The organism is Sinorhizobium glycinis, from assembly GCF_001651865.1.
Classification (GTDB): domain Bacteria; phylum Pseudomonadota; class Alphaproteobacteria; order Rhizobiales; family Rhizobiaceae; genus Sinorhizobium; species Sinorhizobium glycinis.
The window spans coordinates 343,492-364,498 of the sequence record NZ_LPUX01000060.1 but is presented as its reverse complement, the minus strand read 5'-3'; the positions used below and the strand labels follow the sequence as shown (position 1 = coordinate 364,498).

The 21,007-nt window shown below is 64.0% G+C and carries 21 protein-coding genes; 1 reads left to right on the top strand and 20 read right to left on the bottom strand.

Going from position 1 to position 21,007, the window contains the following annotated elements; genetic code table 11:
* Positions 1 to 24: 24 nt before the first annotated feature.
* The 15 genes from AU381_RS15130 to sdhC all read right to left on the bottom strand — a co-directional run bounded on the left by AU381_RS15130 (position 25) and on the right by sdhC (position 16,146).
* On the bottom strand, positions 25 to 777 hold the full coding sequence (locus AU381_RS15130; protein WP_064242658.1) for an SDR family oxidoreductase: 753 nt from the start codon (positions 775 to 777) through the stop codon (positions 25 to 27).
* Positions 774 to 1,277 carry a hypothetical protein gene (locus tag AU381_RS15125; protein WP_064242555.1) on the bottom strand — a complete coding sequence of 168 codons (504 nt, stop codon included), beginning with the start codon at positions 1,275 to 1,277 and terminating at the stop codon, positions 774 to 776. Before AU381_RS15125 ends, AU381_RS15130 begins: the two co-directional genes overlap by 4 nt.
* Before the next feature lies 1 nt (position 1,278).
* The gene (locus AU381_RS15120; RefSeq protein WP_064242554.1) at positions 1,279 to 1,920 is read right to left on the bottom strand and encodes a LysE family transporter; all 642 of its coding nucleotides are present in this window, start codon (positions 1,918 to 1,920) and stop codon (positions 1,279 to 1,281) included.
* 164 nt (positions 1,921 to 2,084) lie between these two features.
* Entirely contained in the window at positions 2,085 to 3,314 is a 1,230-nt protein-coding gene (gene odhB, locus AU381_RS15115) for a 2-oxoglutarate dehydrogenase complex dihydrolipoyllysine-residue succinyltransferase (RefSeq protein WP_064242553.1), read from the bottom strand.
* 61 nt (positions 3,315 to 3,375) lie between these two features.
* Positions 3,376 to 6,372 (bottom strand): 2-oxoglutarate dehydrogenase E1 component, encoded by a 2,997-nt coding sequence (locus tag AU381_RS15110; RefSeq protein WP_064242552.1) that lies wholly within the window; start codon positions 6,370 to 6,372, stop codon positions 3,376 to 3,378.
* 228 nt (positions 6,373 to 6,600) lie between these two features.
* A complete protein-coding gene (gene sucD, locus AU381_RS15105; protein WP_064242551.1) occupies positions 6,601 to 7,503 on the bottom strand; it encodes a succinate--CoA ligase subunit alpha in 903 nt (300 codons plus the stop codon).
* A gap of 17 nt (positions 7,504 to 7,520) precedes the next feature.
* Complete coding sequence (gene sucC, locus AU381_RS15100; RefSeq protein WP_064242550.1) at positions 7,521 to 8,714, bottom strand: ADP-forming succinate--CoA ligase subunit beta; 1,194 nt, start codon at positions 8,712 to 8,714, stop codon at positions 7,521 to 7,523.
* Positions 8,715 to 8,827: 113 nt separating this feature from the next.
* Positions 8,828 to 9,793 (bottom strand): malate dehydrogenase, encoded by a 966-nt coding sequence (gene mdh / locus AU381_RS15095; RefSeq protein WP_064242549.1) that lies wholly within the window; start codon positions 9,791 to 9,793, stop codon positions 8,828 to 8,830.
* A 180-nt stretch (positions 9,794 to 9,973) separates the two neighbouring features.
* Entirely contained in the window at positions 9,974 to 11,128 is a 1,155-nt protein-coding gene (gene zapE, locus AU381_RS15090) for a cell division protein ZapE (RefSeq protein ID WP_064242548.1), read from the bottom strand.
* 120 nt (positions 11,129 to 11,248) lie between these two features.
* Positions 11,249 to 11,791, bottom strand: a complete 543-nt coding sequence (locus AU381_RS15085; protein WP_064242547.1) for a protease inhibitor Inh/omp19 family protein — start codon at positions 11,789 to 11,791, stop codon at positions 11,249 to 11,251.
* Positions 11,792 to 11,972: 181 nt separating this feature from the next.
* On the bottom strand, positions 11,973 to 12,569 hold the full coding sequence (gene msrA / locus AU381_RS15080) for a peptide-methionine (S)-S-oxide reductase MsrA (RefSeq protein ID WP_064242546.1): 597 nt from the start codon (positions 12,567 to 12,569) through the stop codon (positions 11,973 to 11,975).
* A 143-nt stretch (positions 12,570 to 12,712) separates the two neighbouring features.
* Positions 12,713 to 13,492 carry a succinate dehydrogenase iron-sulfur subunit gene (locus tag AU381_RS15075; RefSeq protein ID WP_064242545.1) on the bottom strand — a complete coding sequence of 260 codons (780 nt, stop codon included), beginning with the start codon at positions 13,490 to 13,492 and terminating at the stop codon, positions 12,713 to 12,715.
* 18 nt (positions 13,493 to 13,510) lie between these two features.
* Positions 13,511 to 15,352, bottom strand: a complete 1,842-nt coding sequence (sdhA, locus tag AU381_RS15070) for a succinate dehydrogenase flavoprotein subunit (RefSeq protein WP_064242544.1) — start codon at positions 15,350 to 15,352, stop codon at positions 13,511 to 13,513.
* A gap of 7 nt (positions 15,353 to 15,359) precedes the next feature.
* Positions 15,360 to 15,740 (bottom strand): succinate dehydrogenase, hydrophobic membrane anchor protein, encoded by a 381-nt coding sequence (sdhD, locus tag AU381_RS15065; protein WP_064242543.1) that lies wholly within the window; start codon positions 15,738 to 15,740, stop codon positions 15,360 to 15,362.
* A gap of 13 nt (positions 15,741 to 15,753) precedes the next feature.
* Positions 15,754 to 16,146 (bottom strand): succinate dehydrogenase, cytochrome b556 subunit, encoded by a 393-nt coding sequence (sdhC, locus tag AU381_RS15060; protein ID WP_064242542.1) that lies wholly within the window; start codon positions 16,144 to 16,146, stop codon positions 15,754 to 15,756.
* A gap of 304 nt (positions 16,147 to 16,450) precedes the next feature.
* Between sdhC and AU381_RS15055 the strand changes: the two genes are divergently transcribed.
* Positions 16,451 to 17,101, top strand: a complete 651-nt coding sequence (locus tag AU381_RS15055; protein ID WP_064242541.1) for a hypothetical protein — start codon at positions 16,451 to 16,453, stop codon at positions 17,099 to 17,101.
* 230 nt (positions 17,102 to 17,331) lie between these two features.
* Here the strand turns inward: AU381_RS15055 and AU381_RS15050 are convergent, their stop codons facing one another.
* The 5 genes from AU381_RS15050 to tsaD all read right to left on the bottom strand — a co-directional run bounded on the left by AU381_RS15050 (position 17,332) and on the right by tsaD (position 20,925).
* The gene (locus tag AU381_RS15050) at positions 17,332 to 18,000 is read right to left on the bottom strand and encodes a class I SAM-dependent methyltransferase (protein ID WP_064242540.1); all 669 of its coding nucleotides are present in this window, start codon (positions 17,998 to 18,000) and stop codon (positions 17,332 to 17,334) included.
* 69 nt (positions 18,001 to 18,069) lie between these two features.
* On the bottom strand, positions 18,070 to 18,501 hold the full coding sequence (locus AU381_RS15045) for an EVE domain-containing protein (RefSeq protein WP_064242539.1): 432 nt from the start codon (positions 18,499 to 18,501) through the stop codon (positions 18,070 to 18,072).
* Between the two features lie 6 nt (positions 18,502 to 18,507).
* On the bottom strand, positions 18,508 to 18,801 hold the full coding sequence (locus AU381_RS15040; protein ID WP_064242538.1) for a YciI-like protein: 294 nt from the start codon (positions 18,799 to 18,801) through the stop codon (positions 18,508 to 18,510).
* 17 nt (positions 18,802 to 18,818) lie between these two features.
* The gene (locus tag AU381_RS15035) at positions 18,819 to 19,820 is read right to left on the bottom strand and encodes an NAD(P)H-dependent glycerol-3-phosphate dehydrogenase (protein WP_064242537.1); all 1,002 of its coding nucleotides are present in this window, start codon (positions 19,818 to 19,820) and stop codon (positions 18,819 to 18,821) included.
* A gap of 10 nt (positions 19,821 to 19,830) precedes the next feature.
* Complete coding sequence (gene tsaD / locus AU381_RS15030) at positions 19,831 to 20,925, bottom strand: tRNA (adenosine(37)-N6)-threonylcarbamoyltransferase complex transferase subunit TsaD (RefSeq protein ID WP_064242536.1); 1,095 nt, start codon at positions 20,923 to 20,925, stop codon at positions 19,831 to 19,833.
* Between the last annotated feature and the right edge of the window lie 82 nt (positions 20,926 to 21,007).

The window sequence follows — 21,007 nt, the reverse complement described above, 5'->3', positions numbered from 1 at the left end:
GAGGGTAGTCTTCTGAAAGGGCGGTCAGCGCCCGCCGCTGACATTGAGAATGGCTCCGGTCACATAAGTCGCCTTATCCGACAGGAGATAGAGAATTGCGTCGGCCACTTCGCCGGCCGTGCCCGGGCGCCGCATCGGGATCGACGGCGCCATGTCGCGGGCCCGATCGGGCAGGCCGCCGGACGCATGAATGTCGGTGTCGATGATGCCGGGGCGAACCGCATTTACACGGACACCCTCGGACGCCACTTCGCGCGCGAGACCGACGGTGAAGCTGTCGATCGCGCCTTTCGCGGCGGCATAGTCGACATATTGACCCGGCGCGCCCAGCACGGCCGCGACGGAGGAGAGATTGACGATCGAGCCGCCCTCACCGCCGTGACGCGTCGACATACGGAGCACCGCCTCCGCCGCGCAGCGCATGGCGCCGGTCACGTTCACACGAAACATCCGCTCCAGCCGCTCGGGTGGAATCTCGTCGATCCGCTGCGGCGGGCCGACGATGCCGGCGTTGTTGACCAGCCCGTCGAGCCGCCCGAAGGCGGCATCGACCGCCGAGAATATCGCTTTAATCCCGTCTTCAGAGCCGACATCCCCCTGGATGGCGATCGCCGAGCCGCCGGCCTCGGAGATTTTGCGAACGATCTCCTCGGCAGCTTGCCGCTGGGAGGCATAGTTGACAGCCACCCGCCAGCCCTCGGATGCCGCGGCCAGGCAGACGGCCGCGCCGATGCCGCGGCTGCCGCCGGTGACGAGAAGGACGCGGCCGCCGCTCATCCGGCGCATGCCTTGAACTCGAAGACGTCGGAACTGTCGGACGTCGCCTTGCCTTTGCCCCAGGCACTCGATTGGCGCAGCGACGGGCCGAAATCCGGGAGCAGGATCTGTCGGGCGGCGGGTGCAGTCTCGCCCTGTAGCAACCCTACGGTGCCGGCGCTGTCGACGGCGTAGATCGGGCCCTGCCAGACGGTGCAGGCCGTAAGTTCGGCGCCGGTCACGTCACCCGTCGGGCAATTGTTCATGACGATCCCGTTCGGGCGTTCCGGTTCGCCGGAGGGCAGTACGACCCCGTCGAGCAGCAAGGCCGTGCCCGCGATGCTGATCTTGAAGTGATTGCTGGTGACGGCCGCTTCCGACCCGACCGGTTCGAAACGCAGCTCATAGCCACCGGCCGGATCGGCATAGATCGCCCGGGCCTGCTTGCAATCCTCGGCAAACGCCGGGAGCGGGGCCAGCGCCACTGCGAAGGAAGTGAGGATGGCTGGCCGGCCGAACATCTCAGGCAGCCTTTTCGGTCGCGAGTTTCAGGCCCAGCGCAATAAAGACCAATCCGCTTGTCCGGTCGATCCACTTGCTCGCCCGCGTAAAGGCGGCGCGCATGCGCGGCGTCGTCATGAACAGGCTGACGCCGACGAACCAGAGGATGAGAGCGCTGGCCATGGCGAGGCCGTAACCGAACTTCACAAGCATCGGCGTATGCGCGCTGACGACGGTCGAAAAGATCGACAGGAAGAAGAACACCGCCTTCGGGTTGAGCGCATTGGCGGCAAAGCCGAGGCCGAAGGCCTTCAGTGCCGACTGGCTCCTGCGCGTCCCGGCATCTTCGCCCGGCTCCACGGAAATCTCCGTCTGTCCGGCCCTGAGTGCCTTGACGCCGATATAGATCAGGTAAGCGACGCCGCACCATTTGACGATGTTGAAGAGGTAGATCGACTGCGAAATGATCAGCCCGAGGCCAAGGACGGTATAGCTGACATGGAACATCAGCGACGCCCCGACGCCGAAGGAGGTGATGATCGCCGCGCGCCGCCCGTGCACCAGCGACTGCCGCATCACCATGGCGAGGTCGGCCCCCGGCGAGACGATGGCGAAGGAAAAGATCGCCATCAGCGATGCAAGTTCGATCAGGTAAGCGCTCATGGTTGCCACCGTTGCGTTGAAGATCAAGATGGAGCCGGAAAAGCCTGAATGCGCGCATAGCGTGCCTTGCAGACCCTAACCTCCTGCTCCATCGCTGTCGAGCGGTCCGCGTCGACGGTTGCGCGCGGCGAGAAAGAAACGGGGGCTCACGCCCCCGCCTTGTCTTAGAGGTCGAGCACCAGGCGCTCCGGATCCTCGAGGCTCTCCTTGACGCGCACCAGGAAGGTCACGGCTTCCTTGCCGTCGACGATGCGGTGATCGTAGGAGAGCGCCAGATACATCATCGGGCGGATGACGACCTGGCCGCCGATCGCCACCGGCCGGTCCTGGATCTTGTGCATGCCGAGGATGCCCGACTGCGGGGCATTGAGGATCGGCGAGGACATCAGCGAACCGTAGACGCCGCCATTGGAGATGGTGAAGGTGCCGCCCTGCATGTCGGCCATCGACAGCGTTCCGTCGCGTGCCGCCTTCCCGAGACGGCCGATTTCCTTCTCGATCTCGGCGATCGACATCTGGTCAGCGTCACGCACGACAGGCACGACAAGGCCCTTGTCGGTGCCGACGGCGACGCCGACATGGCAGAAGTTCTTGTAGATGATGTCGGTGCCGTCGATCTCGGCGTTGACAGCCGGCAACTCCTTCAGCGCATGCGTGACCGCCTTGGTGAAGAAGCCCATGAAGCCGAGCTTCACGCCATGCTTCTTCTCGAAGATGTCCTTGTACTTGTTGCGCAGGCTCATGACGGCGCTCATGTCCACCTCGTTGTAGGTGGTGAGCATCGCGGCGGTGTTCTGCGCGTCCTTGAGCCGGCGGGCGATCGTCTGGCGCAGGCGGGTCATCTTGACGCGCTCTTCGCGAACGGCGTCTTCGGCGGGCGCCGGGGCACGCGCCTGGACCTTGGCCGGTTCGGCAGCAGTCGGCGCCGAAATCCCCTTGGCGACGGCGGCAAGCACGTCGCCCTTCAGCACCTGGCCGCGCTTGCCGGAACCGTCGATCTGGTCGGCGGAAAGGTTGCTCTCGGCAAGGAGCTTGGCGGCCGCCGGAGCCGGCGGCATCGAGGACTGGGCCTGCGGTGCGGCAGCGGCGGCCGGAGCGGCGGCAGCGGGCTCGGCCTTCTTCTCGGCGGCAGCCGGGGCGGCTGCGGCAGCACCCGCGCCTTCGGCGATCTGGCCGAGCAGCGCGCCGAGGCCGACGGTCTCACCGGCCTGGGCGACGATTTCCGAGAGCGTACCTGCGGCCGGCGCCGGCACTTCGATCGTCACCTTGTCGGTCTCAAGCTCGAGGATCGGCTCGTCGGCCTTGATCGCATCGCCGACCTTCTTGAACCAGGTCCCAACGGTTGCTTCGCTGACGGATTCGCCGAGGGTAGGAACGCGGATTTCAGTTGCCATGATTTTAGTTCCGTTGATCAGATGTCTGTTTCTGTCGATTGGCAGGCGGCGAGGGGCTCGATCAGCCCCCCAGCGCGTCCTCGAGGAAGGCGGCGAGCTGCGCCATGTGCTTGGACATCAGGCCGGTTGCCGGCGAAGCGGCGGCCGGACGGCCGGTGTAGCGCACCCGCTGATACTTGGCGTCGATATGGGCAAGAACCCATTCGAGATAGGGGTCGATGAACGACCAGGCGCCCATGTTCTTCGGCTCTTCCTGGCACCAGACCATCTCGGCGTGGCGGAAGCGGCTGAGCTCGTTGATCAGCGCCTTGGCCGGGAACGGGTAGAGCTGCTCGACGCGCAGCAGATAGATGTCGTCGATGCCGCGCTTCTCGCGCTCTTCGAGAAGATCGTAATAGACCTTGCCCGAGCACATCACGACGCGGCGGATCTTCGAATCCTTCTGCAGCTTGATCGGGCCGTCCTTGATGACCTCGGCGTCGTCCCAGAGCAGGCGGTGGAAGGAGCTCTCGCCGGCCATTTCCGACAGGCTGGAGATCGCCCGCTTGTGGCGCAGCAGCGACTTCGGCGTCATCAGGACCAGCGGCTTGCGGAAATCGCGCTTCACCTGGCGGCGCAGGATGTGGAAGTAGTTCGCCGGCGTCGTGACGTTGGCGACCTGCATGTTGTCTTCCGCGCAGAGCTGCAGGAAGCGTTCGAGGCGGGCCGAGGAATGCTCCGGTCCCTGGCCTTCGTATCCGTGCGGCAGCAGGCAGACGAGGCCCGACATGCGCAGCCACTTGCGTTCGCCCGACGAGACGAACTGGTCGAAGACCACCTGCGCGCCGTTGGCGAAGTCGCCGAACTGGGCTTCCCAGAGCGTCAGCGCGTTGGGACGGGCGAGCGAGTAGCCGTATTCGAAGCCGAGCACCGCCTCTTCCGAGAGCATCGAATTGATGACTTCGTAGCGCGCCTGGGTCGGCGACAGGTTGGCGAGCGGGATGTAGCGCTCTTCTGTCTCCTGGTCGTAGAGCACCGAATGGCGCTGCGAGAAGGTGCCGCGCTCGCAGTCCTGGCCCGACAGGCGAATCTTCGTGCCCTCGGTGACGAGCGTCCCGAAGGCGAGCGCTTCGGCCATTGCCCAGTCGATACCCTCACCCGTCTGGATCATGCCGGCGCGGTTTTCCATGAAGCGCTGGATGGTGCGGTGCGCCGTGAAGCCGGTCGGAATCTCCGAGAGCTTGCGGCCGATTTCCTTGAGCTGCTTCATCGGCACCGAAGTCCGGCCGCGACGCTGCTCGTCCTGATTGTCGGCCGTGCGCAGGCCCGACCATACACCGTCGAGCCAGTCGGCCTTGTTCGGCTTGTAGGACTGGCCGGCCTCGAACTCCTGCTCGAGATGGGCGCGCCAGTCGGCCTTCATCTTCTCGACTTCGCCCTCGCTGATGATGCCCTCGGCGATCAGTCGCTCCGCATAGAGCTGGACGACCGTCTTGTGGGCGCGGATCGCCTTGTACATCTTCGGCTGCGTGAATGCCGGTTCGTCGCCTTCATTGTGGCCGAAGCGGCGATAGCAGAACATGTCGACGACGACCGGCTTGTGGAACTTCATCCGGAACTCGGTCGCAACCTTGGCGCCGTAGACGACGGCCTCCGGATCGTCGCCGTTCACGTGGAAGATCGGCGCCTCGATCATCTTCGCCACGTCCGACGGATAGGGCGACGAGCGCGAGAAGGCCGGATTGGTGGTGAAGCCGATCTGGTTGTTGATGATGACGTGGACGGTGCCGGCGACGCGATGGCCGCGCAGGCCGGAGAGGCCGAGTATTTCGGCAACGACACCCTGCCCCGCGAAGGCGGCATCGCCATGGAGGAGCAGCGGCATCACCTTGACGCGCTCGCGCAGCGGAATGATGTCGCCTTCGAAGACGGTCGCCATCTGGTCCTGCTTGGCGCGCGCCTTGCCCATGACCACCGGGTTGACGATTTCGAGATGCGACGGGTTCGCCGTCAGCGACAGATGCACCTTGTTGCCGTCGAACTCGCGGTCGGAGGAGGCGCCGAGGTGATACTTGACGTCACCGGAGCCTTCCACGTCGTCGGGCGCATAGGAGCCGCCCTTGAACTCGTGGAAGATGGCGCGATGCGGCTTGGCCATGACCTGCGAGAGAACGTTGAGACGGCCGCGATGGGCCATGCCGAGGACGATCTCCTTGAGACCGAGCTGGCCGCCGCGCTTGATGATCTGCTCGAGCGCCGGGATCAGCGATTCACCGCCGTCGACGCCGAAGCGCTTGGTGCCCTTGTACTTGACGTCGATGAACTGCTCGAAGCCTTCCGCCTCGATCAGTTTCTGCAGGATCGCCCGCTTGCCCTCGGGCGTGAATTCGACGCCCTTGTCCGGTCCCTCGATCCGCTCCTGGATCCAGGCCTTCTCCTCCGGGTTGGACATGTGCATGAATTCGACGCCGATCGTCGAGCAATAGGTCCGCTCGAGGATCTCGACCATCTCGCGCACGGTGCCGTATTGGAGCCCGAGCACGTTGTCGAGGAAGATCTTGCGGTCGTAATCCTTCTCTTCGAAGCCATAGGTCTTCGGCGAAAGCTCGTCGTAATCCTCAACCGGATCGGCAAGGCCCAGCGGGTCGAGCTTGGCGTGCAGGTGGCCGCGCATGCGATAGGCGCGGATCATCATGATGGCGCGGACGGAATCGCGCGTCGACTGATGAACCTCGGACTCGCTGACCGGCACGCCGGTCGCCGCAGCGGCTTCCTCGGCCTTCGCCTTGACCTTCTTCTCGACGATCTTTTCGACCGTACCCCAGTCGCCGTCGAGCGCGGAGACGAGTTCGCCATTGGGCGTGATCGGCCAGTTCTTCTTCTTCCAGGAGGCTCCCTTGGCCGCCTTCACCACATCTTCGGGCCTGTCGGCAAGCGCCTTGAAGAAGGACTGCCATTCGGCCGAAACGGACGACGGGTCCGCTTCATAGCGTGCATAGAGCTGCTCGATATAGGCGGCGTTGGCGCCGTCCAGAAACGAAGTGAGCTGGAATTGCTCGTTGGCCTCTTGCCTTGTCATGGTCTCTCGCGGACTTGGGTCCGCCTCCTGACTGAAGTTGGGATGCCGGGTTGTCCCGGTCATGTTTTGCCTGGCGCCCGGCTCAGGATGGCCCTCGATAGGTCAGGCGCATCCGTCCCGGCTTGGCGTCGTCGGAGCGGGACGTGGCGCCCTCGCCCGAAGCCTCATCATCGTGTCGTTCGTGGCTCCATCGGGGTGGCACCCATGGCCGCCCCGATGGAGAATTCGTCAGCCCTTCAGCACTTCGACGAGCGTCTTGCCGAGCCGGGCCGGCGACGGCGAGACGCGGATGCCGGCGGCTTCCATCGCCGCGATCTTGGATTCCGCATCGCCCTTGCCGCCGGAAACGACGGCGCCGGCGTGACCCATGGTGCGGCCCTTCGGCGCGGTACGGCCCGCGATGAAGCCGGCCATCGGCTTCTTGCGGCCCTTCTTGGCCTCGTCGATGAGGAACTGCGCCGCATCCTCTTCGGCCGAGCCGCCGATTTCGCCGATCATGATGATCGAGGTCGTGGCCTCGTCCGCCAGGAACATCTCCAGCACGTCGATGAACTCGGTGCCCTTGACCGGGTCGCCGCCGATGCCGACGGCCGTCGTCTGGCCGAGGCCTTCGTTGGAGGTCTGGAACACGGCTTCATAGGTCAGCGTACCGGAGCGCGAGACGATGCCGACCGAACCCTTGCGGAAGATCGAGCCCGGCATGATGCCGATCTTGCATTCTTCCGGCGTCAGGATACCGGGGCAGTTCGGGCCGAGCAGGCGCGACTTGGAACGGTCGAGACGAGCCTTGACTCGCACCATGTCGGCAACCGGGATGCCTTCGGTAATGCAGGTGATGAAGGGGATTTCCGCATCGATCGCCTCGATGATCGCGTCCGCGGCGCCTGCCGGCGGAACATAGATCACGGATGCGTCCGCACCGGTCTTTTCACGGCCTTCGGCAACCGACGCGAAGATCGGCAGGGTTTCGCCCTTGGAACCCGTCCAGGTTTCGCCGCCCTTCTTCGGGTGAATGCCGCCGACCATCTGCGTGCCATAATAGGCAAGCGCCTGTTCGGTATGGAAGGTGCCGGTCTTGCCGGTCAGGCCCTGAACGAGGACCTTGGTGTTTTTGTTGACGAGAATCGACATGAGGTCTGGTCCTTCAGTTAGCCGTTGATCGCGGCGACGATCTTTTTGGCAGCGTCATCCAGATCGTCGGCGGCGGTGATCGCCAGGCCGGATTCGTTCAGGATCTTCTTGCCAAGCTCGACATTCGTGCCTTCGAGACGAACGACCAGCGGTACCTTGAGGCCGACTTCCTGCACGGCCGCGACGACACCTTCAGCGATGACATCGCACTTCATGATGCCGCCGAAGATGTTGACGAGGATACCCTCGACCTTCGGGTCGGCCGTGATGATCTTGAAGGCTGCCGCGACCTTCTCCTTGCCGGCGCCGCCGCCGACGTCGCAGAAGTTCGCCGGCTCCTTGCCGTAAAGCTTGATGATGTCCATCGTCGCCATGGCAAGACCCGCGCCGTTGACCATGCAGCCGATGTTTCCGTCGAGCGCCACATAGGCGAGGTCCCACTTGGAGGCCTCGATTTCCTTGGCGTCTTCTTCGGTTTCGTCGCGCAGCGCCCTGATGTCGTCGTGGCGGAACAGGGCGTTGCCGTCGAAGGACACCTTGGCGTCGAGAACGCGCATGCGGCCATTCTTCATGACGATCAGCGGGTTGATTTCGAGCAGGCTCATGTCCTTCTCGACAAAGGCCTTGTAGAGGATCGGGAAGAGCTTTTCGGCGTCAGCCTTGGCTTCGCCTTCGAGCTTCAGGGCCGAGGTGAGCTTGGCGAGATCGGCTTCGGTGACGCCGGCTTCCGGGTTGATCGCGACGTTGACGATCTTTTCCGGCGTGTCGTGGGCAACAGCCTCGATGTCCATGCCGCCTTCCGTCGAAACGACGAAGGCGATCTGGCCGACCGAGCGGTCAACGAGCAGCGAAAGATAGAGTTCGCGATCGATGTCGGCGCCGTCCTCGATGTAGAGGCGGTTCACCTGCTTGCCGGCAGGGCCGGTCTGCGCGGTGACGAGCGTATTGCCGAGCATTTCCTTGGCGTGAGCCTGGGCTTCATCGATCGAGAAGGCCAGACGAACGCCGCCCTTGGCGTCGGCAGAGAGTTCCTTGAACTTGCCCTTGCCGCGGCCGCCGGCATGAATCTGGCTCTTGACGACGTAGAGCGGGCCCGGGAGCTTCTTGGCAGCGGCCTCAGCTTCGTCGGCGGAGAAGATCGCGACGCCTTCCGCGACCGGTGCGCCATAGCTCTTCAAGAGAGCCTTGGCCTGATATTCATGAATGTTCATGGTGATTATCCTGTCTGGAGCATTCTGCAGACAGGTGAAACACCTGCCGTCGCACAAATGCGGCAAAAACAAAGAGGTTGAGCGGATGCCGGCATCCGCTCAACGGGACGCGATTACTGCTTCAGGCTGGGCGCAATGCCGATGCAGGCTTCGCAAAGGCCGGCGACGGCCGCGACCGACTTGTCGAAGGCTTCCTTCTCGCCCTTGTTGAGGTCGATCTCGATGATCCGCTCGACGCCGCCGGCGCCGATGACCGTCGGCACGCCGACATACATGTCCTTGACGCCGTACTGGCCGGAGAGATGCGCCGCGCAGGGAAGCACGCGCTTCTTGTCCTTGAGGTAGGCTTCGGCCATCTCGATCGCGGAAGCCGCCGGTGCGTAATAGGCCGAGCCGGTCTTCAGGAGGCCGACGATCTCCGCGCCGCCGTCACGGGTGCGCTGGATGATTTCCTCGAGGCGATCCTTGGTGACCCAGCCCATCTGTACGAGATCGGTCAGCGGAATGCCGGCAACGGTCGAGTAGCGGGCGAGCGGCACCATCGTGTCGCCATGGCCACCGAGAACGAACGCGGTGATGTCCTGGACCGAAACGTTGAATTCCTGGGCGAGGAACAGGCGGAAGCGCGAGGAGTCGAGCACACCCGCCATGCCGACGACCTTGTTCTTCGGCAGGCCCGAGAACTTCTGCAGCGCCCAGACCATGGCGTCGAGCGGGTTGGTGATGCAGATGACGAAGGCGTTCGGAGCATATTTCTTGATGCCGGCGCCGACCTGTTCCATGACCTTCAGGTTGATGCCGAGCAGATCGTCGCGGCTCATGCCGGGCTTGCGCGGAACACCGGCGGTGACGATGCAGACGTCGGCACCCTCGATCGCCGCATAGTCGCTGGCACCCGTCAGCGAAGCGTCGAAGCCTTCGACCGGCGAGGACTGGGCGATGTCGAGGCCCTTACCCTGGGGGATGCCGTCGGCGATATCGAACAGGACGATGTCGCCCAGTTCCTTGAGGCCGGCGAGATGCGCCAGCGTGCCACCAATCATCCCTGAACCAATAAGTGCGATCTTGTTGCGCGCCATGAAAGTGCTTCCTTTGTGATCCATGATCGAGGCCTGAAACGCGGCAAACGCCAAACCTTCGCGAAAAAGCCCTTAAACGGCAAATGGTAAAATATCAATCGATAGTTTTCGACGAAGCAAATTCAATCGGTTAGATGATAAAATTCTTACGTAAAGGTAAGAGTATTCGTCATCGTCGCGTCATCGAACGGCCGTATTTTCAATATGTTGGGCGGCATATTCCTCGCTCTGCATCTCGATGAGACGTGAAACCGTACGATCGAATTCGAATCCCTCGGTACCTTTTTTGGCTGTCAGAAGCCGCTCCGGCTCGGCGGCAGCAGAGGCGAAAAGGCGGGCGCCCTGGTCGTAGAGCGCATCGACCAGGATGATGAAGCGCTTCGTTTCGTTGCGCACATGCGGACCGAGATTCGGAACGTGGTCGACGAAGACCGTCCTGTATTGCGACAATATGGCGAGATAGTCGGCCGCTCCGAGCGGCTGGGCGCAGAGATCGGCGAAGGAAAAGCGGGCGCAATGACCGACGGCGGCCGGCACGCGGATCTTGCGGCCCTTCCGGCCGATCTCCGCCGAGGTGGCGGGCGCGCCGCCGGTCGCGACATACCAGGCGCGATCCATCCCGGCTTCCGTGTCCGGTCCGAGCGGCGACAGCCAGACGGGATTTCCCTCGGTCTTGCGAAGGCGATAATCGGTATCGGTGTCGAGCGAGATGATCTCGGTATTGGCTTTCAACAGGTCGATGAAAGGCAGGAAGAGCCCGCGGTTGAGCCCGTCGCGATAAAGCTCGGACGGCTCCACGTTCGAGGTCGCCACGAGGACGCAGCCCTTGGCGAAGAGCTCGCCGAAAAGGCGCCCGAGGATCATCGCATCGGCAATGTCGGTCACCGAGAATTCATCGAAACAAAGGAGACGCGCCTCGGCGAAGAGCTCCGAAGCGACCGGGGGTATCGGGTCGGCCTGCTTGGTCTCGCCGTTCTTTAGCTTCTGCCGGTGCTTGTAGATGCGTTCATGCACATCCGCCATGAACTCGTGGAAATGGGCGCGCCGCTTGCGCTGGATGGGCACGGCGTCGAAGAACATGTCCATCAGCATGGTCTTGCCACGGCCCACGCCGCCATGGATGTAGAGACCCTTGACCGGCGCATGGTCCTTCTTGCGGGCCGCGAACAGCCAGCCGAGCGCGTTGGACTTTCGCGAAGGCCGGCTGGCAAGGAGCTCCGCCGTCAGATGGTCGAGCCGCCTTGCGATCGCCAGCTGAGCCGGGTCACGCTGCCGCTCGCCGGCCGCAGCGAGCGCCTCGAGCTTGTGGAGAATGCTGTCGTCAGGATTGAGCACGATGCACCTGGTTGTGCCAGGGGCTTTTTCGAAAGGCGGGACTTAAGGCTGCAGGCGGAAGCCCCACCCCCGCTACAGGCCGTTCAGGGGTCCGGCGGGAAAGCCGGACCGGAGTTTGGATCAGCGGCTCAGGCTGACCGGCTGGCCGCCATTGGTCGAGCCGTCGAAGCGCGAATCGGCGGTCTTGTAGAGGCGGGCGATCGCATTGCCGTTGCGATCCTTGAGCACGACCTGCTTGCCGGCCACCTCCCACGATCCCATCGCCGTCAGTTCGCCGGCGCAGCCGCGTGTGCCGCCGCGCGAGCCGCTTCCGAGATTGGTCAGCGTCAGGAACATGTCGCAGGAGCTGCCGGCGCTCGAAACGCGCCAATTGCCGACCATCGATTCCTTCGTCACGTCGAGGGCGCTGGTGGCGGCGGCCACGTCCGTGCCCCCGGGCGCGCCGGCTGCTGGCGTAGCGCCCGTCGGAGCGCTCGGGAATTGCGAGGTGCTCGTCGTCGGATCCGGAAGCTGGCCCGCCGAGACCGATGGCACCGGTTGCGCCTGCAGGGGGGCTGGAGAGGCAGAAACATCCTGAGAACCGAAGCCGCCAAAGGATGTCCGCTGGCATCCGGTCAGCGCAAGCACAATAACAAGCCCCGCCGCCGCATGAAAAACCCGCATGTCTTTACCCCCGATATTGTCCGCGAACCATGATGCAATGCGATAATAAAGGCCGAATTACAGCAAATCCACCTGTGAGATCAAGGCACCACGTTTCGGCCTTGGCTGTTGCACGAGGGAAACGCTTGTGATGCGCAGCGTAAAGGCGGAGCCTAAACTGTTCGCAGGACGCGGAGATGGCTCAGTGGCTGACGCCGGCATAGGCGCGTTCGCCCCAAAGCGCCTCGACTGTCCGGTTTCGGCCGCAGCCGTTGCGGTAGTACCAGTAGCGGATCGGATTTCGCACCGCGAAGTCCTGATGATAGTCTTCGGCAGGCCAGAATTTCGCGGCCCCTTCGACGGGCGTCACGATCGGCCTGCCGAGTTCGGCCTCGGCCTTGATCTTCTCGGCCTTGGCCTGCATCGCCTGCTGCTCGTCGAGCGCGTAGATCGCCGTGGTATAAGAGAAGCCGCGATCGCAGAACTGGCCGGCGCCATCGGTCGGGTCCGTCGTGTGGAACAGCACGCCGACGAGGTCCGCATAGGAGACCTTGTCGGGATCGAACTTGATCCGCACGACCTCCCGGTGCCCGCCCTTCGCATAGTCTTCGTAAGTCGGGTTTTCGTTCTTGCCGCCCGCATAGCCGGAGATCGTCTCGACGACGCCGGGCACGTCATCGAAGTCGCTCTCGACGCACCAGAAACAGCCGCCGGCGAAGATCGCATATTGCGGCTCGGCCGCCCGCGCCGGCGACAGCAAAAGGCAGCTCACGGCAATTCCGGTAAGCAGGCGCAGCATCGGAGACCCTCCACCCTCTATTACCTATGCGCCTTGCGACCGCTTTCAATTCAATTACCGACACGTTGGTGTGAGAGCCGTGATAAGCAAACGGCGGGCTCAGAGCCCGCCGTCGGATTCGGATTATTGTTGAACCTGGACGCTCAGAACCGGCGCTCGACCAGCATCTTCTTGATCTCGCCGATCGCCTTGGCCGGGTTCAATCCCTTCGGACAGGCCTGGGCGCAGTTCATGATCGTGTGGCAGCGGTAGAGCCGGAACGGATCCTCGAGGTTGTCGAGCCGTTCGCCGGTCGCCTCGTCCCTGGAGTCGATCAGCCAGCGATAGGCCTGCAGCAGAACGGCGGGCCCCAGATAGCGGTCGCCGTTCCACCAATAGCTCGGACAGGAGGTCGAGCAGCAGGCGCAGAGGATGCACTCGTAAAGCCCGTCGAGCTTCTGGCGGTCCTCGTGGCTCTGCCGCCATTCCTTGGCCGGCGTCGGCGACACCGTCTTCAGCCACGGCTCGATCGAGCGGTGCTGGGCGTAGAAATTGGTGAGATCCGGCACCAGGTCCTTGACGACCGGCATGTGCGGCAGCGGATAGACCTTCACCGAGCCCGTGATCTCGTCCATGCCCTTGGTGCAGGCGAGCGTGTTGGTGCCGTCGATGTTCATCGCGCAGGAGCCGCAGATGCCCTCGCGGCAGGAGCGGCGCAGCGTCAGCGTCGGATCGATGTTGTTCTTGATGTACAGCAGCCCGTCGAGAACCATCGGCCCGCAATCGTCGATGTCGATGTAGTAGGTATCGACCCGCGGGTTCTTGCCGTCGTCCGGATTCCAGCGATAGACGCGGTATTCGCGCACGTTCGTCGCGCCGGCCGGCTTCGGCCAGACCTTGCCTTCGTTGATCTGCGAGTTCTTCGGGAGAGCGAGTTCAACCATGTGCCTTAGTCCTCGAGATCAGTAGACGCGCGCCTTCGGCTCGATCTTTTTCGGATCGATGCCGCCGGCGATCAGCTCGGTATGAACCGGACGATATTCGAGCCGGACGTCGCCGGCATCGTTGACCCAGGCAAGCGTGTGCTTGCGCCAGTTCGTGTCGTCGCGGCCGCCGAGCGGGCCGTCCTTGTAGTCCTCGCGGGCGTGCGCTCCGCGGCTTTCCTTGCGGGCCTCGGCGCCGTAGACCGTGGTGATGGCGTTCGCCATCAGGTTTTCGAGCTCCAGCGTCTCGACGAGGTCGGAGTTCCAGATCATCGAGCGGTCGGTGACCTTGACGTCCGGCATTTCCTTCCAGATCGCAGACAGGCGGCGGCAGCCGGATTCGAGCGATTCCTGGGTGCGGAACACCGCTGCGTCTTCCTGCATGGCGCGCTGCATCTTGTCGCGCAGCACCGCCGTCGGCGTGCCGCCCCTGGCGTGACGCAGCCGGTCGAAGCGCTCCATGATCCGGTCCGAGGCGGCCGTGTCGACCTCCGCCACCGCCTCATTGCGGTCGATGATCTGGCCGGCGCGGATCGCCGCGGCGCGACCGAAGACGACGAGGTCGATCAGCGAGTTGGAGCCGAGGCGGTTGGCGCCGTGTACCGAGGCGCAGCCGGCTTCGCCGACGGCCATCAGGCCGGGCGCCAGGCGCTCCGGGTTCTGGGCATCGGCATTCAGAACCTCGCCCCAGTAATTGGTCGGGATGCCGCCCATGTTGTAGTGGACGGTCGGCAGCACCGGGATCGGTTCGCGCGTCACGTCGACGCCGGCAAAGATCTTAGCCGATTCCGAGATGCCCGGCAGGCGCTCATGCAGGACCGCCGGGTCGAGGTGGTCGAGGTGCAGGAAGATGTGGTCCTTGTTCTTGCCGACGCCGCGGCCTTCTCGGATCTCCATCGTCATGCAGCGCGAGACGACGTCACGGGAAGCCAGGTCCTTGGCCGACGGGGCATAGCGCTCCATGAAGCGCTCGCCTTCCGAGTTGACGAGATAGCCGCCCTCGCCGCGCGCCCCTTCGGTGATCAGACAGCCCGCGCCGTAGATGCCGGTCGGGTGGAACTGCACGAACTCCATGTCCTGCAGCGGCAGGCCGGCGCGCGCGATCATGCCGCCGCCGTCGCCGGTGCAGGTATGGGCCGAGGTCGCCGAGAAATAGGCGCGGCCGTAACCGCCGGTCGCCAGCACCACCATCTTCGCGGCGAAGCGATGGATCGTGCCGTCGTCGAGGTTCCAGGCGACGACGCCGGTGCAGCGGCCGTCATCCGACATGATCAGGTCGAGGGCGAAATATTCGATGAAGAACTCGGCGTTGTTGCGGAGCGACTGGCCGTAGAGCGTGTGCAGGATCGCATGGCCGGTGCGGTCGGCGGCCGCGCAGGTGCGCTGCACCGGCGGGCCTTCGCCGTAGTTCTGCATGTGGCCGCCGAAGGGCCGCTGGTAGATCTTGCCTTCCTCGTTGCGCGAGAAGGGCACGCCGTAATGCTCGAGTTCGTAGACGGCCTTCGGCGCTTCCATGGCGAGATATTGCATGGCGTCGACGTCGCCGAGCCAGTCCGAGCCCTTGACCGTGTCGTAAAGATGCCACTGCCAGCAGTCCGGCGTCATGTTCTGCAGCGAAGCCGCAATGCCGCCTTGCGCGGCGACGGTGTGGGAGCGGGTCGGGAAGACCTTGGTGATGCAGGCGGTCTTGAGGCCCTGCTCGGCCATGCCAAGGGTCGCGCGCAGGCCGGCGCCGCCGGCGCCGACGACGACGACGTCGAAGGCGTGGTCGACATATTGATAGGCCTTGCCGTTTGCAGCGGGTGAACTGATCGATGCCATGACGAAATTACCCCGCAAAAGCGATCTTCAGGACGGCGAAAAGACAGAGCCCGCCGATCGCGATCGCAAAGAATGTATTGAGCATGAGAAGCGCGATCTTGACGCCCTCCGCATGAACGTAGTCCTCGACGATGACCTGCATGCCGATCCGCATGTGGATGAGTGCGGAGGTCACGACGAGGCCCATGATCACCGCGACGAAGGGATTGGCGAGGGCAGCGACGACTTCCGGATACGGCGCACCGGCATAGCGGGCGACGAAGAAGACGAAGAAGATCAAGAGCGGAAGATTGGAAACGGCCGTCAGGCGCTGGCGCCAGAAGTGGTCCGTGCCTTCCTTGGCCGAGCCGAGGCCGCGAACCTTGCCGAGGGGTGTGCGCATATCCATGGTATTTCCCTCGTCAGCGAAGCAGAGAACCGATGATCCAGATGACGAGCGTCAGCGTCACCGATCCGGCGAGCGTCGCCTTGGCCATCTTCGTCGCGAAATGTTTTTCGTAGCCGTAGCCGAGGTCCCAGACGAGATGCCGCAGGCCGCCCAGCATGTGGTGCATCAGCGCCCAGGTGTAGCCGAAGAGGACGAGCTTGCCGATCAGCGTGCCGAACAGCCAGCTCACCCAGTCGTAATAGGCCGCGCCCGAGGCGGCGGCGATCAACCACCAGGCGACCAGGATCGTGCCGAAATAGAGTGCGCCGCCGGTGATGCGGTGCATGATCGACATGACCATGGTGGGGATCGGTTTGTAGATTTGAAGATGCGGCGAGAGCGGCCGGCTTCTTGTGACATCCGTCATCGGAACCTCACGAAATGACCGGATTCCTCGCCCTTAAACTAGACTATTCTAATCCGGTATCGCACCCGATTGTGCGCAATTCAGTCATTCGGACCTTTAATCACCATATTGCTTAACGACAAGTATGTTTGCAGTGCAAAATAAATAAAATCGATTAGACGAAAAGCGGCATTTTCCGGCCTGCCGGAGACATCCGGCCGTTAACGATAAGGCCGGAAAAGCCAATCGAATCCGTGACATTTGGCTGCGCTTGCATCAGGATGCAGTTAACAATTCGTTAACCGCATCCAAAGGGCATGGCAGAATGAATCTGTTGCGCGGGGTCCATGCGACCAAAGTTCTACTCCTGGCCTTCACCCTGGCGATGCCGGTCGGCCTGCCTGCGACAGCCGGAAGCGGTAACTGCCTGCCGCAAGTGGAGACGCGCGTGCGCCATGTCCGGCTCAAGCATCGCCCCCCACACCACGCGTGGCGCAAGGCACACGATTATCGCCGTCATTTCGCCGGCCATCGGCGCCACCGCTCCGTCAAATCAAGCATCGATGACTTCTCGTCTTTCGAGACGGGTGGCCTGGGCGATGTTCAAACCCGCACCCGCCATATCCGGCGGAAGCACTGGCCCTCTCATTTTGCCCGACGAGACCACAATCGCGGCCGCGTCATATTCATCTACGGAGGGAACTACCGGGCAGGCAGGTATAGCGGCGAAATCGACGGCAGCTATGACTTTCCGTCCGGAATCCCGGGCCTCGGCACCTATGCCGGCAACCTTTCGGCCTACCAGCAGCCGGGCAACGGCATCTATTTCAGGCAGGCCGGCAGCTATTCCTCTTTCGCCGGGGACGGCCTCGAGACAGTGCCGCCGGCGGAGAGCCCGAAGATCATCGTCGTCTCGCCGCAGACCGACGACAGCGCCTGCTCGTGGGAGCAGGGCGTCTGTGTCGTCCGGCCGTAGGGGAGCCGACGCGCCGGTCAAGTTCACCAATCCCAGTTCACCCCTCCCCAACCCCTCCCCACAAGGGGGAGGGGCTCGGCGGTCGCTGCGACAACCTGCCATTTTTTAACCGTTTCGCCGCGCGGAAACGTGAACGTGGAGGAGGAAATGGCGCGGCCCCGGTGAGCCCCTCCCCCTTGTGGGGAGGGGTTGGGGAGGGGTTTAGCCCACGAGTCGAGGCACTCGGCTTTTCAATTGCCAGCACCGTCGCCGGCCGCCCCGAACCGCCAGACCGTCGTCCGCTTCACCTCGCTGTCCTCGAGCGCGCGGGTAACCGGAACCTCGTAGGTCGCGAGCGCCGTCATCCGCTCGCGCGGGCAATAGGCGCGTCCGGGGTCGCCGACGAGAACCAAGACGCCGGAGCGCTCGAGCGCGTCGAACCATGGTTGAATCAGATCGGCAAAGCCCCTGTCGTAGAAGACGTCACCGGCGAGATAGACGTCGGCGGCACGCCCGCGGCCGATGATGTCCTCGCTGAGAAAGCTCACCGAAACGCCATTCAGTTCCGCATTGAGCCGCACGGCGGTTTCCGCCCACGGGTCGATATCGACGGCGAGAACCTCGGCAGCGCCGGCCAGCATGGCGGCGATGGCGACGAGGCCGGAGCCGGCGGCGAAATCGACGACGCGGCGGCCGCGCACCACCTCCGGATGATCGAGGACATAGCGGGCGAGCCCCTGACCACCTGCCCAGGCGAAGGCCCAGAAGGGCGGCGGCAGGCCGATCTCCTCCAGTTCCTCCTCGGTCTTCAGCCACAGGTCATGCGCTTCGCTCGCGAGGTGCAGGCGGATCTCCGGCACGTGTGGCGGCGACAGGATGCCGGTATTGGCGCGAATGAAGCTTTCCGGATCGGTTTTCAAACGGGGACTCTCAAGCGTGATCCGAAAAGTGGGAACCGGTTTTCGGATAAATCACGCGGAAAGACAAAACTACTTCGGCGGATTGTCGAGCCCGCCCATGCGGCAGACCTCGATCCACTCGTCGTCCGTCACCGGTTGGACGGAAAGGCGCATCGAGGTCACCAGCGACATCCTGGCGAGCTTCGGGTTTTCCTTGATCTCCTTCAAGGAGACAGGGCGCGGCATGTCGATCACGGCGCGGATATCGACGCAGTCCCAGCGGGCGTCACCCTCGGCCGTCGAATCCGGATGCGAGAGTGCGCAGACCTCGGTGATGCCGACGATCTCCAGCCCCTCGTTGGAATGATAGAAGAAGCCCCTGTCGCCGATCTTCATTGCCCGCATGTTGTTGCGCGCCAGATAGTTGCGCACGCCGGTCCATTCGGTGCCCTTCTTGCCGGCATCCTTCTGCATCTGCCAGGACCATTTGTTCGGTTCGGATTTATAGAGCCAGTGCGCCATCGCCCCTCAAGCCTCCGGATTGTTGAAGACCCAGCTGTAGGCCTTGATCTCGACATTGGCGAAGAGGCCCGCCTTGGCATAGGGGTCGGCGTCGGCGATCGCCTTGGCCTCGTCGATCGTCTCGGCCTTGACGATCACCAGGCTTCCCGTCGGCTTGCCGTCCTCGCCGAGGAACGGGCCGGCGATCTTCAGGATACCCTTGGCGTTTAGCTCATTGAGATAGGCGAGATGGTCCGGACGGGTATCGAGCCTCAGTTGCAGGGCGCCCGGCTTATCCGTGCATAGAAGTGCGAAGAGCATGGTTCCTCCTGAAGGGATTATTCCTGGGTGATGGGCCGCGACATCAATTGTTCGAGAGCGGTGCGGACATCGAGCCGGCCGTCAATGATGGCGGCGACCGCCTCGGTGACCGGCATCTCGATGCCGAGGTCCTTTGCCACGCGCGCCGCGACCGAGGCGGCAAAGGCGCCCTCAACGAGCTCACCGCCGCGCCCGTTGGCGCGGCCGTTCTGGCCGAGTGCTATGCCGAAGCGCAGGTTGCGGGACTGGTGGCTGGTCGCCGTCAGCACCAGGTCGCCGAGACCCGAAAGGCCGCGCACCGTATCGGCCTCGCCGCCTCTCGCGGCGATGAAGCGTGACATTTCCGCAAGGCCGCGCGAGATCAGCGCGGCGCGGGCCGAATCGCCGAGCCCCGCCCCTTCGACGATGCCGCAGGCAATCGCCAGCACGTTTTTCAGCGCGCCGCCGAGCTGGACACCGATGCGGTCGGTCGACGGGTAGAGCCGGAAGGTCGGTCCGGAAAGCGCTTCGGCCAGTTCCGTCGCAACGGCCATGTCGGGCGCGGCGACCACCATCGCGGTCGGCAGACCCTTGGCGATGTCGGCGGCAAAGCCAGGTCCCGAGAGGACGCCGATCCGGTGACCCGGCAATTCCTCTTCAAGCAGTTCGGTCAGGAGCCTGCCGGTCGATTGCTCCATCCCCTTGGCGCAGGTGACGATCGTCGCATCGGCGCCGATCGCTGCGCCATAGGTCTGCGCTGCGCTCCGGTGCTCCTGCGACGGCATGGCGAAGAGCACGATACCTGCTCCCGCAAGTGCGGCGGCGTCGGCGGAAAAGGCAAGCCCGGCCGGCAGCGCGATGCCGGGCAAGGCCCTTTCGTTGCGGCCGGTCAGCCGGCATTCCGCCGCCACTTCCTCACGGCGCGACAGCAGCGTCACATCCGCATTGGCGCTTGCCGCCGCCACCGCCGCAAGGGCCGTCCCGAAAGCGCCCGCACCGACAACGACGATCTTTGGCACGATCGTTGGATTATCACTCATCTTCTGTCCGTCATGCCTTGGCGCCGCGCTTGCCGGAGCCGATCAAAGCCTGTGCCCGGGTGTCGAGCGGCCAGCGGGAACGCGGCGCGACATCGAGACCGTCGGCCGGCAGGCCGGCCGCCAGGCGTTCGGCCCCCGCCCAGGCGATCATCGCCGCATTGTCCGTGCAAAGCTGCAGCGGCGGCGCGACGAAGCGAAAGCCGTGCGCATCGCAAAGCGCCTGCAGCGTCGACCTGAGCATCTGGTTGGCGGCGACACCTCCGGCAACGACAAGCGCCGGCCCCACGACCGACGCATATTCGGTCTTGAACCGCGTCAGCCCGCGGCCGACGCGATCCTTGAGCGTCCGCGCGATGGCGCGCTGGAACGAGGCGCAGATGTCGGCGATGTCCTGTTCCTCGACCGGTTCGATCGATTGCGCCGCCTGGCGGACCGCGGTCTTCAGCCCGGAGAAGGAGAAATCGAGCCGGGCATCGCCGACGAGCGGCCGGGGAAAGTCGAAACGCGCGGGATCGCCCGTCCTGGCCGCCCGCTCAACGGCCGGCCCGCCCGGATAGGGAAGGCCGAGCAGCTTTGCCGTCTTGTCGAAGGCCTCGCCGAGCGCGTCGTCGATGGTCGTGCCCCAGCGCTCGTAGTCGCCGACCGCCTTGACCAGGATCAGCTGCGTGTGGCCGCCCGAGACGAGCAGCATCAGATAGGGGAAGGAAAGCCCGTCCGTCAGCCGCGCCGTCAGCGCATGGCCTTCGAGGTGATTGACGGCGTAGAGCGGCTTGCCCGTCGCCCGGGCGATCGCCTTGCCGGTCATCAGCCCGACGATCAGACCGCCGATCAGGCCGGGACCACTTGTCGCAGCGATCGCATCGATGTCCTTGAGCGTCACGCCGGCGCGCAGGAGCGCTTCCTCGATCAGCGTGTCCAGCGCCTCGACATGAGCGCGGGCGGCAATCTCCGGCACGACGCCGCCATAGGCGCTATGCTCTTCAAGCTGGCTCAGCACCACGTCGCCGAGGATCCGGCCGCTACCCTTTTCCTCACGCAACACGACGGAAGCCGCGGTCTCGTCGCAGCTTGTCTCAATGCCGAGGATGCGCAAAGGCGGGGACATGACGTGGTATACTCAAAGATTGCGGACACCTGGAAAGGTGGGTACACGAACCTGATACAGCGCCGTGCGTCTTTCAGACGCA

Excerpts from the sequence above, each read along its gene's own strand:
- AU381_RS15045 (WP_064242539.1), bottom strand. The coding sequence starts at position 18,501 with ATGGCGCACTGGCTCTATAAATCCGAACCGAACAAATGGTCCTGGCAG.
- mdh (WP_064242549.1), bottom strand. The coding sequence starts at position 9,793 with ATGGCGCGCAACAAGATCGCACTTATTGGTTCAGGGATGATTGGTGGC.
- msrA (WP_064242546.1), bottom strand. The coding sequence starts at position 12,569 with ATGCTGCGCCTGCTTACCGGAATTGCCGTGAGCTGCCTTTTGCTGTCG.
- sdhC (WP_064242542.1), bottom strand. The coding sequence starts at position 16,146 with ATGACGGATGTCACAAGAAGCCGGCCGCTCTCGCCGCATCTTCAAATC.
- AU381_RS15085 (WP_064242547.1), bottom strand. The coding sequence starts at position 11,791 with ATGCGGGTTTTTCATGCGGCGGCGGGGCTTGTTATTGTGCTTGCGCTG.
- AU381_RS15075 (WP_064242545.1), bottom strand. The coding sequence starts at position 13,492 with ATGGTTGAACTCGCTCTCCCGAAGAACTCGCAGATCAACGAAGGCAAG.
- AU381_RS15110 (WP_064242552.1), bottom strand. The coding sequence starts at position 6,372 with ATGACAAGGCAAGAGGCCAACGAGCAATTCCAGCTCACTTCGTTTCTG.
- AU381_RS15035 (WP_064242537.1), bottom strand. The coding sequence starts at position 19,820 with ATGAGTGATAATCCAACGATCGTGCCAAAGATCGTCGTTGTCGGTGCG.
- AU381_RS15040 (WP_064242538.1), bottom strand. The coding sequence starts at position 18,801 with ATGCTCTTCGCACTTCTATGCACGGATAAGCCGGGCGCCCTGCAACTG.
- tsaD (WP_064242536.1), bottom strand. The coding sequence starts at position 20,925 with ATGTCCCCGCCTTTGCGCATCCTCGGCATTGAGACAAGCTGCGACGAG.
- AU381_RS15130 (WP_064242658.1), bottom strand. The coding sequence starts at position 777 with ATGAGCGGCGGCCGCGTCCTTCTCGTCACCGGCGGCAGCCGCGGCATC.
- odhB (WP_064242553.1), bottom strand. The coding sequence starts at position 3,314 with ATGGCAACTGAAATCCGCGTTCCTACCCTCGGCGAATCCGTCAGCGAA.
- sdhA (WP_064242544.1), bottom strand. The coding sequence starts at position 15,352 with ATGGCATCGATCAGTTCACCCGCTGCAAACGGCAAGGCCTATCAATAT.
- AU381_RS15125 (WP_064242555.1), bottom strand. The coding sequence starts at position 1,277 with ATGTTCGGCCGGCCAGCCATCCTCACTTCCTTCGCAGTGGCGCTGGCC.
- sucC (WP_064242550.1), bottom strand. The coding sequence starts at position 8,714 with ATGAACATTCATGAATATCAGGCCAAGGCTCTCTTGAAGAGCTATGGC.
- sucD (WP_064242551.1), bottom strand. The coding sequence starts at position 7,503 with ATGTCGATTCTCGTCAACAAAAACACCAAGGTCCTCGTTCAGGGCCTG.
- AU381_RS15055 (WP_064242541.1), top strand. The coding sequence starts at position 16,451 with ATGAATCTGTTGCGCGGGGTCCATGCGACCAAAGTTCTACTCCTGGCC.
- sdhD (WP_064242543.1), bottom strand. The coding sequence starts at position 15,740 with ATGGATATGCGCACACCCCTCGGCAAGGTTCGCGGCCTCGGCTCGGCC.
- AU381_RS15120 (WP_064242554.1), bottom strand. The coding sequence starts at position 1,920 with ATGAGCGCTTACCTGATCGAACTTGCATCGCTGATGGCGATCTTTTCC.